This window comes from Proteiniborus sp. DW1, from assembly GCF_900095305.1.
Classification (GTDB): domain Bacteria; phylum Bacillota; class Clostridia; order Tissierellales; family Proteiniboraceae; genus Proteiniborus.
In genome coordinates this window covers 24799-37789 of sequence record NZ_FMDO01000014.1, presented here as the reverse complement: position 1 = coordinate 37789, position 12991 = coordinate 24799, and the positions used below count along the sequence as shown (strand labels likewise).

Annotated in this window: 10 protein-coding genes; all 10 read right to left on the bottom strand. The window is 30.9% G+C overall.

The features are described 5' to 3' along the window. Positions 1 to 4: 4 nt before the first annotated feature. The 10 genes from DW1_RS03955 to DW1_RS03910 all read right to left on the bottom strand — a co-directional run bounded on the left by DW1_RS03955 (position 5) and on the right by DW1_RS03910 (position 12852). Entirely contained in the window at positions 5 to 736 is a 732-nt protein-coding gene (locus DW1_RS03955; protein WP_074349343.1) for a LytR/AlgR family response regulator transcription factor, read from the bottom strand. A 363-nt stretch (positions 737 to 1099) separates the two neighbouring features. Beyond that, positions 1100 to 1219, bottom strand: coding sequence for a cyclic lactone autoinducer peptide (locus tag DW1_RS15120; RefSeq protein ID WP_083605524.1), 120 nt, complete (start codon positions 1217 to 1219; stop codon positions 1100 to 1102). Continuing rightward, positions 1203 to 1808, bottom strand: coding sequence for an accessory gene regulator ArgB-like protein (locus DW1_RS03945; protein ID WP_074349342.1), 606 nt, complete (start codon positions 1806 to 1808; stop codon positions 1203 to 1205). The genes DW1_RS15120 and DW1_RS03945 overlap by 17 nt, the downstream gene beginning before the upstream one ends. 315 nt (positions 1809 to 2123) lie before the next feature. Continuing rightward, positions 2124 to 4187, bottom strand: a complete 2064-nt coding sequence (locus tag DW1_RS03940; protein WP_159433543.1) for a DUF5050 domain-containing protein — start codon at positions 4185 to 4187, stop codon at positions 2124 to 2126. Between the two features lie 8 nt (positions 4188 to 4195). Continuing rightward, positions 4196 to 5248: a hypothetical protein gene (locus DW1_RS03935; protein WP_143474351.1), complete on the bottom strand. Its 1053-nt coding sequence runs from the start codon at positions 5246 to 5248 to the stop codon at positions 4196 to 4198. Between the two features lie 118 nt (positions 5249 to 5366). Next, positions 5367 to 6239, bottom strand: coding sequence for an ABC transporter ATP-binding protein (locus tag DW1_RS03930; RefSeq protein ID WP_074349339.1), 873 nt, complete (start codon positions 6237 to 6239; stop codon positions 5367 to 5369). A gap of 22 nt (positions 6240 to 6261) precedes the next feature. Continuing rightward, positions 6262 to 8334: a hypothetical protein gene (locus DW1_RS03925; RefSeq protein WP_074349338.1), complete on the bottom strand. Its 2073-nt coding sequence runs from the start codon at positions 8332 to 8334 to the stop codon at positions 6262 to 6264. Between the two features lie 150 nt (positions 8335 to 8484). Next, positions 8485 to 8868, bottom strand: a complete 384-nt coding sequence (locus DW1_RS03920) for a hypothetical protein (RefSeq protein WP_074349337.1) — start codon at positions 8866 to 8868, stop codon at positions 8485 to 8487. A gap of 998 nt (positions 8869 to 9866) precedes the next feature. Then, entirely contained in the window at positions 9867 to 12056 is a 2190-nt protein-coding gene (locus tag DW1_RS03915; RefSeq protein ID WP_200800464.1) for a heavy metal translocating P-type ATPase, read from the bottom strand. A gap of 253 nt (positions 12057 to 12309) precedes the next feature. Then, positions 12310 to 12852: a phosphatase PAP2 family protein gene (locus DW1_RS03910; protein WP_074349335.1), complete on the bottom strand. Its 543-nt coding sequence runs from the start codon at positions 12850 to 12852 to the stop codon at positions 12310 to 12312. Positions 12853 to 12991 lie beyond the last annotated feature (139 nt).

Sequence of the window (12991 nt, the reverse complement as noted above, 5' to 3'; positions counted from 1 at the left end):
TTTCTCACCTATTACATTCAAATAATTTCTTTTCTAATACATTTAATACATCTTTTTTGTACTTTCTACCAATAGGAATAAGTTGCTCCACATCAAATAACATGATTTGATTATCTTTAACATTTAATAACCTCTCGGTATTTATGATAAACCCTCGATGACAACGCAAAAACATATTTTTGTTCAGAGATATCTCAACTGATTTTAAAGTACCTATAAAATCATAGTTACCCACTTCAGATGAAACATAGACCCTCTTTCCTTGTCCTTCAAAGTAATAAATCCATTTGTACTTTAATCTCACTATACCATCTTTTGCTTTAAAAATAAAAGAATTATTTATATTTTTATAGGCATTTATCTCTTTTAATCGTGTAAGAATTTTTTGCATTAAGATGTTGAACTTTTCATATGTGATAGGTTTTATTATGTACTGATAACTTTCTATTTGAAAAGCTTCTAGTGCGTAATCCTTATATCCTGTCAAAAATATAATTATTGTGTCTTCATTAGTTTCTCTAATTTTTTTGCCTGTTTCTATACCATTTAATTCCTTCATTTCAATATCTAAGAAAATTATATCTATATGTGTATTCTTTATTAATTCTAGCATCTCTTCACCACTATAAGCTTCGAATATTTGAGTATCATAACTAATATTAGTTTTATTTATATAATCTTTAATAATACCTACGTGAGCTTTATCATCATCACAGATTGCAATATTTAACTTCATATGACATCACCTCATATAAATTGTTGTCATTTTCTATTATTCTACATGTAAATTTGATTACCTTTTTATTTCATTAAGTTAATAAATATTATAAAATAAGTAGTTTATTTGTTTCTAGTTTTTTGATAATAAGCCTAAAAAAATATAAGGAGTCAGCTTTTATAATTTTATAGATAGCTATAAAACTATAAAAACTGACTCCTTAGGTATTCTTTATATATTAAAAGTCCTATGTAAAAATAGGACTTTTAATATATAGTATTCATTTCTACATATAGTAGTTAATCGAATTCTGATAACCTTTTTTAATTGCTCTGCTAAATTTAAGGTAATTTTTTAAAACAAAGTTTTAAGCAGCATCCATTATCTTCTTGGACATTTAGGCTGATATAGTAGCCCTATGCAGTTAATGTTTAATCCTAAGTTTGCAAAAGCCATAGCTACTGATGCTACACCACTTAATAATCTACCCTTTGCTTTCATTTAATTCACCTCCTGTTTTTCTTTTTATTAAAGGTGTCAATGTGATTCCCTCACATAGAAATCCTAATGACACAATATTGCCATAAGCAATAAAAGAATCGTAAACTAAGCTTAAGCCAATGGTGATTATACTTAATATAAGTATTACATATATGCTTCTTCTCTTATATAGCTTCTTTTCAAGCTCATTAAGCGGTTTATTCTCTGTATCAACAGGGGCAAAGATTAGAACTAATACAATAGATACGATTAACATAATTATTTGATATATCGCTGTGTGATTAATAGGTAGAGCTTTAGAAAGAAATATACAAGAAAAAGTTATGACATTTGTAATGATAAAGCATTGCCAAAAAGAATCTAAATGCACTCCTCCAGCCTGGTTCCTCAACATGCTAAAAGCTAGAACAAAAACAAGGGCCTCTTTTACAACTCCTAATAAAAATGATATAATAAATATCCCTAAATATTTAATAATTGTGATTATTAATATTTCTAATCCATAAATATATAAGTCTATATTTTCCTCATTTGCTACATCATAATTTTTCATCTTATTAACAATATAACAAGCTATTTGATTAATCATATCAATATCTTCCTTTAAGCTATAAGATTTAGTTAATTTAAAAATATCACGATTCTACTTTTAGGACAACCCCTTTTGCATAAACGGTCGTTTTATGGGCATAAACGACATAAAAAGCTTAAACTTTTCTCAGTCTAAGCTTTTTTTATAGCTTCTTAGTCATATGACAAACTAGATTCTTAATCTTAATAGAGCTAAATAACAGTTTACTAAAGTACTTTACTCTTCACTACTCATAAGCTATAGCCTTCCTAGGCTTTACTTTATCCCTGTCTACATGCCAAGTAATCAAATAACTAACTATTATACTTCTAACTATTCTTTGTTGAGCAACTCATATCTTGGTTCATAGCTTCCATTTATACGACAATATATGTAATTACTATTTGTTAAAACTTCAAAGTCTAATATATTTTCATCTGATATAATTTCCCCTTTTCCTCCATCTTTAGATATACGATACAAATTGTTACTGTTTCTTTCTGTGTAATATATGTATTTTTCATCACTGGATAACTCATTTACACTTGCATTTATAATCCTTTTCAAGGAAGTTCCATCCTTATTCACTGAATAAAGTGCATTTTTATCTGCACATAAAATTCCATCAGGCATCAAATATAGTCTTGTTACCCTTTTGTCTATTATAACAGTACTCTCTTTTGTGTGTATATTATATCTCTTCAGCTCAAGGTTGCTGTTGATATAATAAATGTAGTTTCCGTCAAAAGATATATTATATCTAAACATCCCCTCATCTATAACAACTTCCTTTTTATTTGATTTTATATCAACCTTTACAACCCTACCATCATACATTACTAGAAATAAATCATCATCTGCTATAAAAAAGCTCCAAATCTTCTCTATGTTCTTAAAATCCACATATTTAAGATATAGATTTAGAAAATAATATTTATCTTCAGTATTAGTAGTAAAGATATTTTTTTCCGTTAAACTTTCTAAATTAATTTGATTAATTACTCTTGCATTTTTATTATAAGTATAATAATAATAGTTCTCTCCTTGAAGATAGTTTCTGCTAATAACGCTTGGATCTGTACACTCATAAAAAGAGTTTCTAATAAGTTTTTCTTTTTCTCCCGATTTTTTGTCAATTCTTACAGCATTTGTATCCTCGCCTAATATATAATAATTCTCATTTTGCACCAGTAAAAAATTTTTAGATATATTCAAGTTATGGGTATATACATTATCATTTTGCACAGTATTGCAACCACTTAACAAGAATAAGATAAGTAACAAACTATAAACTATTTTCTTTTTATGCTGCTTATTTTTATAGGATAAAACAACTGTGCCTAAAGAACTTATAATGCATATTAATGCTAAAATAATCATTTTGATAAGATAATCCTTTGGTATATTGCTAAATACTTTTACAGTTTCTTCTATAGCAGTACCTTTGAGCATAGTAACTGTAGCATTGCCACGAAAATATCCTGTTCCTTTAATTAATCCTGTAAGAAAAGGTATGCGGTAAGCTAGACTTTTATCAGTTCCAATAACCCCTTGTAAAAACATGGTAGCTGTCGGAATAAAAAGTGTTAGTATCTTACTTCTCGTTATCTCTCCTAAAACAATAACTATACTACAAAAACTAGCAAGCCCAATACACCTTAAAGCAATAATAGAACCCCAAACCTGTCCCATTGTCAGACTGTAGGGAGAATTTGCATAGAATTCTAGACTTTGTAAAGGATAATTTAGATATACTGTGTCCATATAAAAAATAGTAATGATATATTCGACTCCACTTATTAGCAATACAACTATAATAGACAATGCCATCATTATTCCCCACTTTGTAGTAGCAGTCGAGCCTCTACCCTTTTTACTACTTTTGATATAAACCAGCATGTTTGTATCTCTTTCTGTGAAAAAAAAATTAACTGTTAGCACAATAATTACCATAACAAGTAAGTAATCTAATCTATCAACAGATAAGGATGGTATATCATAGGGAATAAAATAACGGTTGCTAGGATTTAGCATAACATACTTATATTTTGACCATACTTCTTGAAAGGCTCTGTCTCTTTTTAGATATTCTTGTATTTCATGATATTTTTCTATATATTCTTCTTCACTTAACCTGTAATCATATAAATCAATACTTATGTAGTTATATTGGCTTTTTACTGATTCTATTTTTTCTTTTTCAACCAAAATAAATTTTTCTTTTTCCTCTGTCAAATTCCCATTCAGGTAACAAATATATGCTTCATATATTTCTCTATCTTCATGAGAAGGTAAGTAATAAACACTTTGAATTTCGTAAAAGGAAAAGATGCTCTTATATAGCAATAAAGCTAAAATCAAAATAATCCCCTTCTGCTTTATCAGTATTTTTTTCAATTCATATTTTAACACCATCTTACCGCCCGCTTTCTCATAATAACAAGCAAAATAAAACACCATATTCCTGTTATTCCAATGCATACTTGATGCTTAAGTAAACACAATCCAAAAACGTTGATACTTTCAAATTTATTTACCATTGTATAATTAGTTACTAAAGCTATAGGGTTTAAGACTGTTGACTGATAATCATTTAACAAAATCAATCCACTAACCAACGTAACACTGAGAACAAATACGATTACAGTCTGTTTTAGATAAGAAGAAAGTAAAAGTACAATACCTGCTAAAAATAGCATAACAAAAATCTTCATCATAAAGTCTAAAACTAAAAATGATGCTACAGACATATTTAAAGGTGTAAACTGAAAAAACCTAAGAGAATAAAGAGGGTTTGAGAAGGTATCGGTACCCGTAATGATATAGATAGCTAATAAGTCTAATAAATAAAAATATGAGCATAAAAAAACAATATATCCAAAGGATGCAAAGAACTTCATCATCACTGTTTTTCTCTTATTTACAGATGTTGCAATCAACTGTAACATCTGAGTTTCATTCTCATTGCAGAAAACACTTGATAGCCCTAAAATCATGAGTAAAATAATCAATAATGAAGAGAAGTCATATCTTAAGTAATACTCTATGCCCCATGTAAGTGAAAGCTCTGTAAGACTTCTATTTTCATAAGAGTTTATTATTTTCTTGTTTTTATTCACCTCATAATCATTTCCAAGCTTTGAATATAAAATTACATTCTCTCTTGATTTTTCCACAATTTTCGAAATATTGCTACCATACATATAGTTATATTCCATATCTGAAATAATTCCATCCTTAAATAAATTCTTATCTCCAAAAATATATCCTGTATATTTACTTTCATCATATTCTTTATTAAAGCCTGGATCATCAAGAAGCTTAATCATTTCTTTATAATAATTCATTATAAAATCTATCTTTTCCTTTGTTATTTCTCCCTTTACCTTTTCATAATAAACTTTCTTGTACCCTTCTAAAAATATATCTCCAGCTACTTTAGGATAATTTAAATACATAAAATTTTTATAACCTTCATTTATTTTATATATATTTATAAATGAAAAAATAATAAGGCATATAATAATAGATGGTTTTAAAAAGTTTTTCCGCATCTCATAGTATAAAATCCTCATACTACACCTCGCCAAAATAATATAGGCAAACATCCTCTAAAGTTGCTTGTACCATAACAGCCTCTTGTTCAGGTTTTCTATCATCTACTATTCTTATACAATAACCATTTTGAGTATTAGCTACATTACTTACTTTATAATTATTCATATATGAAATGATATTCTTCCCATCTGTTTCAATCTCCCAAACCTTACCCTCGATTTCTTTTGCTAAGATTTCCTGTGCTCCTTTTTTCACTAGCTGCCCCTTCTTAAGTAATAGAACTTCTTTTGCAATAAATGCAATATCTGAAACAATATGAGTAGCTAGTATTACTATTTTATCTGTAGACAAAGAAGAAATGATATTTCGAAAACGAATTCTCTCCCTTGGGTCAAGCCCGGCTGTAGGTTCATCTAGAATAACTATTTTAGGATCATTAATAATTGCTTGGGCAATTCCTAATCTTTGTTTCATACCTCCAGAAAAAGAACCAATCTTTTTATTTCTTACTTCATATAAATTAACTGACTCCAATAGTTCATCTACATATTTCTTCAAGCTCTTCTTTGAACAATTTTTTAAAGCTCCCATATATAATAAAAATTCTCTAGCTGTAAAATTCTTATAAAACCCTGGGCTTTGAGGCAAAAAACCTAACTTCTCCACAGGTATACATTTGGAGTATTCTTTAACCTTCTCTGCGTCTTCCCAAAACATTACTCTTCCACTATCAGCCTTTATTAGGCCTACTAGAATATTTATAAGAGTAGTTTTTCCAGCACCATTAGGCCCAATTAATCCATACACTCCTTCTGTTAAAGTAGCGGTAAAATTATCTAAAGCTATGTTAGTCCCATATCTCTTAGTTATATCCTCTATTATTAGCCTCAAAGTAACACTCCTTCTAGTTGCTTTAATAGGTATATTTTTTTATTCCTTCTCCGCATAGAACAACTAATGTGTCAGTAGTCAATGCAATTTCAACCTTACTTGTCCCTTCAATTAAATTTTCTTCTATTTGAAATAGAACTTTTTCCTCTGATATATCATATACCTTAATGACTGCTGTTGACTTGTTGCTATTAACTAAATAAGTAGCAAAATTTTTGCCATCATTAGACAAAATAACATGATTGCTTTCTGCTCTATCTTCAACTTTAATTTTTTTCAACTCGTCATTATACTTTACTAAAACAATTCCTGAGGATGTATCTAAGTCCACAACATTCACATCATGCCATAGTACGGTATTCTTACTTATTTGTGTTCCACCTATTTGTTGTTCAATACCTTCTGTCAATTTATGAGCTTCATAGCCTGTACCATCTTCATTTATTGTCCCTACAAAGTTAATCCTCTTATTATCGATTTCTTTGCTTGTCCTAAAACCAATGATTCCATCCCCATAAGCTGTCAACCCCAATCCACTCGGCCCTCTATCGTCTACTTCCATCTCCTTGATTATTTTTATATCTGTCAAGTCAACTTTACATGTATACAAAGACTTATCATTGTCATCTGTATATATGAATCTTTCTCCATCTCTCGACACCCAAAAATCTCTTATTTGTAGTGGCTTTTCACTAGAAAGAAGTGACTCTATATCAACAGTCTTTTTTAAATTCATGCTTGAATCATAAAATCTACAAGATGGTTTTTTATTTTCATAGCTTGCAATAGCAATTCCATTATCCAAAATACTATAATTAATCAAATTCAGATTTTGTTCTTCTAATGACAGTCTACCTATTATTTGTTCTGCTGTAATATCTATAGATACAACTTCATTACTTTTTGATAAACCATATAGAATATTGTCTTTGCTAATTCCTATAAATGAAAATAAACTAGAATCATAACTTTCTTCAGAAGAGATATTTTCTTTGTGAGTTTCTTGCTCTTCTTTAATTTTTTGTTCTTCTAACTTTTTATCTTTATTTAAAAGTAATTCTACTTCCTCTTTAGGCAACAATAGTTTTGTGCTAGTCTTTAAGCATCCATTTACATTTGCGTCTTCTTTCAACGGAACAGATATAGCATATATGAAGTTATTTTTTTCTGATATTTCATCATGATTAATTGTGAAGTCTATCCTAGCCAAATAGTCCTTTTGGACTGATACATCATAATAATCATAATAGTCATTAGAATATAATGTTTTAATAGGTAAATGATTTACAAATATGGTTGTTCTATATTTACATGTATCTACTCCATAAGCAGATATCTTCAGATTCAAATCGCTTCCTTCTATATAGGGGATACAAGGTAAACTATTATATCTACCTGCATTATCATCATGTAATTGTATGTCATTAAAGGGTTCCTCACGAATTTGAAGATCACTCCTTGCTTCTTCACTCATAATAATGCTCTCTATAAAATTTTCCTTGTAATCTAGACTTTTAGAATCTGCTTTATACTCTAGTTCAACTGGCAAAATGTCTAATAAACTATGATTGACATTAAAGCTCCTACTTTCCCCTTCTGGAATATATGATGGATTAAGTAAAGATGTTACATGTAGTTTTAATACATCACCTTTTTTCCCCACTGTAGGAGTAAACACAGCAGTTTTAATGACTTTACTTTTTTTAGGCAACTCAATAGCCTTTACATATTCCTCCAGGAGTTTTTCATCCTCTTTAAATGAAAATCTTTGTGGTATCCCATCAATAAAGATCATTATTCCTACTTCAATAGAATCTTCCCGATTATTCACTTCTATCGGGATTTCCATCAGATTTCCTTCGTAAACATATCTTTCCTTTCTATCTAATATACCATATCCATAGCTGGCAACAGTGAGTATAGAAGAAATGCTTTCATCATCTTCACTTAGTTCAAAAGGATTCTCAACATTGTGGGACGAAACAGAATCCAGAGTCTCTTTTTCATCAGTTTTCTTATTCTTAGTACAGCCTGTAAGTATACTTGCACAAACCACTATCAATATAACTATTCCTGCAACTCTTCTCTTGTTCACTTAAATCCTCCTTTCATATTTACTAAATCATTTCTCACTATACCAATATAAGCTATATGTAATAATATTTTACTTTTAAACTCTGAGAGAAGAGGCTGAAATTATCCAGCCTCCATATAGTATTAGATATTTAGATTATTCTGAGAATTATCAATCAAATGTTCTAGTGTAAACAGCATAACTACTTTTTCCTCTTACTTCATGTGTTCCATAAGTTGTAATATCATATTCAGCAGTTGTATATGCCTCAGCTTCACTATAAGTAGCATTTCTTTCCGTATTGGAACCATAGTCAAGCCTACTACCTGTAGCTCTTCTTAGAATTTCCACTTTAGACACTACATAAGGTGCTTCAGTCTCTACTGAAGTACACGCAAACGCTGCAGCATTATCCCAACCACGATGCACAGAAAGTTCTCCCTCTAACAATCCATAAACTGTTGACTTGCTATCATAATCTGTACCAGCATAAGCAACTACACATATTGATATTAACATCACAATCAAAAACATACTACTAGTTTTCTTAAGCATTTTATCCTCTCCTATCACATAATAATATTTACCATTATTAATTGGACTTTCTAAAAATGCCATAGTGCTTGTGAATAAATCTACTATTAATGATAAAATGTATTCTTTTAATTTCCCTCCCTCTTTAAATGATTTTTATCATAAATCAAAAGTACCCTCCGGATTTTAGTACTAGGTACAATAGATTTATAATCTTTAATCAATTACAATTTCTTTATTTGATTATTTGGGAGTTTTACTATTCAAAATAGGATCTGATGTACATAAACATTTTATTTGTAACTAAAATTATAATTGAACATCTTAAATGTAATTCAAAAATATCATAACTCTATTTTTATTACAATCCATTTGGCATAAGTGGTCGTTTTTTTGGCATAAACAGTCGAGTAGGAGGTAATTAATTATTTTAATTACCGTCCTCTCACACCACCGTACGTACCATTCGGTATACGGCAGTTCATTAAGACAGTCTGAATTTTTCATACTGTTCTATCAGACCTCTCCAGGTAAGAACGTAAACTTTCACTCCATATATCTGCCACATTTACTTTCCCTGTTTCGGATAGTTTAGGACTTTGGTTTGTTGCGCAACCTCATCCACAGGGTTAAGCCTCGAATGTGATTCGTGTACCTCAGACCGGAGTTTTGCCGCCGACTTCCTTCAAATTCCACCTCACGATGAACACCCTTGTCTTAAGCTAACGGTTGGCACTATCAACCCCCGTATCGGACTTTCACCGACTAGTTTACTCCCATGCTGGGCGCACACAATTAAAGCAGAATGAAATTTCTCTTCATTCTGCTTTTTCTAACCATAAAATAGAAAATTCGATTGATTAGACAATATCTGTGTACCTTGAAGCACTAACCCCGTCCCCTTGCTTCTACCCTTGCTTCTACCCTTGCTTCTACCAAAGAAAATCCCACCCCAACTATTGACAAAGAGCCTGACAAAAACAGCTCAAACTTTTTAGTCTGAACTGTTTTCCTAATCTTTATTTAGTTTTCAAAACCCTCATAGAGTTAAGCACTGCTAGTAGTGCAACACCTACATCTGCAAATACCGCTTCCCACATAGTAGCTACTCCGAAGGCTCCTAGTACCAAAACTATACCTTTGACTCCTAGGGCTAAGATTATATTTTGAATTACTATTTTCTTTGTATATTTAGCTATAGATATAGCCTGTGAAAGCTTTGAAGGTTCATCTGTCATCAGTACCACATCTGCTGCTTCTATGGCTGCATCTGAGCCTAGTCCTCCCATAGCAACTCCTATATCTGCCCTTGCTAGAACTGGTGCATCATTTATACCGTCTCCTACGAATATTAGCTTACCTTTACTACCCTTTTCCTCAGCAATTTTTTCTAATATATTTACCTTATCTTCAGGTAATAGCTCTGAGTAGTATTCATCAAGGTTAAGCTCTTTTGCTACCTGCCTTGCCACATTATCTAGATCACCTGTCAGCATAATAAGCTTTTTAACTCCTTGATTTCTTAAGCTTTCTATAGCTTTTACTGAATCTTCCTTTAACATATCTGAAATAACTATGCTTCCTGCAAATTTACCATCTATAGATATATAGACTATAGTTCCTGATTGATTGACTAAAGTAGCTTTTACGCCTTCCCTTTTTAGCAACTTTAAGTTTCCTGCTAAAACAAATCTACCATTTACCTTTGCTTTTATACCATGTCCTGATATTTCCTCATAGTTTTCAATTAGGCTTTCATCAATTTCCCCATTAAATTCTTCAATGATTGATTTCGCAATTGGATGGTTTGAATGGACCTCTGCAAATGCAGCAGCTCTTAATACTTCTTCTTTTGTAAAACCATTATATACTTTAATTTCTGAAACCTTAAATATTCCCTTAGTCAGTGTTCCTGTCTTATCAAACACAACTGTATCAACTTCATTTAATGCCTCTAGATAATTTCCACCCTTAACCAGTATCCCTGATTTAGAAGCCCCACCTATTCCACCAAAAAATCCTAGTGGAATCGATATAACTAAAGCACATGGACAGGATATTACTAAAAATATTAGAGCTCTATAAATCCATTCTGAAAAGGCATCCCCAGTAATTATAGGAGGTATAATAGCTACTAGTGCTGCTCCAATAACTACAATTGGGGTATAGTATCTTGCAAACTTAGTAATAAAGTTCTCTGTTGGTGCCTTTTTACTGCTAGCATTTTGAACTAAGTCTAGTATTCTAGAAACTGTAGATTCATTAAACTTTTTCTTTACCTCTACAGTTAGTAGCCCACTATTATTGACAAATCCACTTAATATATTATCGCCTGTTTTTATTTTTCTAGGTACTGATTCTCCTGTGAGTGCAGAAGTATCTACCATTGATTCTCCTTCAACAACAACTCCATCTAGGGCCACCCTCTCCCCAGGTTTAACTACTATATAGTCTCCTACATTAACTGCCTCTGGCTTCACAACTACTAAGCCTTCATCAGTTTTTAGATTAGCATGGTCTGGTCTAATATTTAGAAGTGATTTAATAGATTTTCTAGAACGCTCAACTGCAATATCTTGGAATATCTCTCCTATTTGATAAAATAGCATAACTGATACTGCCTCTGGATATTCTTTAACAGCAAATGCTCCCACTGTTGCAAGTGCCATTAAAAAGTTTTCATCAAATACCTGACCTCTTATTATATTTCTAACTGCTCTAAGAAGTACATCTCCCCCTATTAGAAAGTAGCTTATTATATATAATGGTAACTGTATGTTTATATTCTTATCAAACAAAAAACTTCCAAAAAACAACACTGCACCTATCCCAAGTTTTAGAGTTTTCTTGTTTAGTAGTCCACGCTCGCCTTCTCCATGGTTATGTCCATGACTATGTTCATGGCTGTGTCCATGAATATGATCGTGACCGCAGCATTCACTTTTGCCGTGACTATGACCATGTATTCCATGTCCATCTAGCTTATCTCCAACTTTTACAATCACATCAGGCTCCAGTGTATTTACTATTTTTTTTATCTTATTTAATATATTATCAAACCCATGATTTTCGCTATATTCTATTGACAGAATCTTAGTAGCAAAGCTAAAACTTGCACTTTCTATTTCTTCCATGTTATTTACTTTGTTTTCTATCTTTGCGGCACAATTTGCACAGTTTAAGCCTTCTAATACAATATCCTTTCTCATAGAATCAATCCCCCTATTCTGTTATGTATCTAATACTAATGTATTCAGACATATGAATAAGTGCTCATATGTTCAGTTATAGTATACTACCTTTAATTATTGATGTCAATATATATAAACTGATTTAAGAGAGTTTTTTAAATAGCCTTATGTATGCAAAAACAGTACAGACTTCTTCAGTCTGTACTGTCTCAGTATCAAATATCATATAAAAGTTGAAGCAGCTACCCCGTCCCTGGGCTTACCCCTGGGCTTACCTATATATATTATTTATAAAATATGCGTGTGTAATAATAGATGATGTTACTCCTAATATTATCCCTACTATTACATCAGAAGGATAATGTACAGCTAAATATATCCTTGAAAAACCAACTAATAAAGCAAGTAACATAAATACAATCATAAACTGAGGTAAATAATAGACTAATATTGTAGCCATAGAAAAACTAGCTGTTGTATGCCCCGAAGGAAATGAGTAGTCCTTTAATGATATATCAAAAGACCTTATATCTTCTAAAATATTGTAGGGCCTCTCTCTAGTCAAAGATCTTTTTAATATCTGAACAAAAACCTGGCTAAAAGATAATGCTGCTAACATTTCTATCCCTAAAGCCCTAGTCCTTCCAATATTTAATACTATCAATATTAAAGGCATAAGTCCTGAAAAAATAAAGCTTCCTAAATCAGTTATTCGAGGCATTATTATATCTAAAGCCTTACAGCTCAGCTTAGTATTGCATATATGAAAAATTCTGATATCACTAAAAGCAATAAGTCTTCTCAAAAACTTCATTATCATCTTCCTTATCAATATATTGCCATGTACTATTATTATAGATATTATAGAGCATTTTGTAAAATGCTTTTTATTATCATTATAATCTTCGTTGATTTATGTTGCAAAAATTTTCATCTACTTGTCCTATTAATTA

Bases quoted from the DNA above. Each gene is read 5' to 3' on its own strand.
- DW1_RS03955 (WP_074349343.1), bottom strand. From the start codon at position 736: ATGAAGTTAAATATTGCAATCTGTGATGATGATAAAGCTCACGTAGGT.
- DW1_RS15120 (WP_083605524.1), bottom strand. From the start codon at position 1,219: ATGAAAGCAAAGGGTAGATTATTAAGTGGTGTAGCATCAGTAGCTATG.
- DW1_RS03945 (WP_074349342.1), bottom strand. From the start codon at position 1,808: ATGATTAATCAAATAGCTTGTTATATTGTTAATAAGATGAAAAATTAT.
- DW1_RS03935 (WP_143474351.1), bottom strand. From the start codon at position 5,248: ATGTATTTAAATTATCCTAAAGTAGCTGGAGATATATTTTTAGAAGGG.
- DW1_RS03920 (WP_074349337.1), bottom strand. From the start codon at position 8,868: ATGCTTAAGAAAACTAGTAGTATGTTTTTGATTGTGATGTTAATATCA.
- DW1_RS03915 (WP_200800464.1), bottom strand. From the start codon at position 12,056: ATGAGAAAGGATATTGTATTAGAAGGCTTAAACTGTGCAAATTGTGCC.
- DW1_RS03910 (WP_074349335.1), bottom strand. From the start codon at position 12,852: ATGAAGTTTTTGAGAAGACTTATTGCTTTTAGTGATATCAGAATTTTT.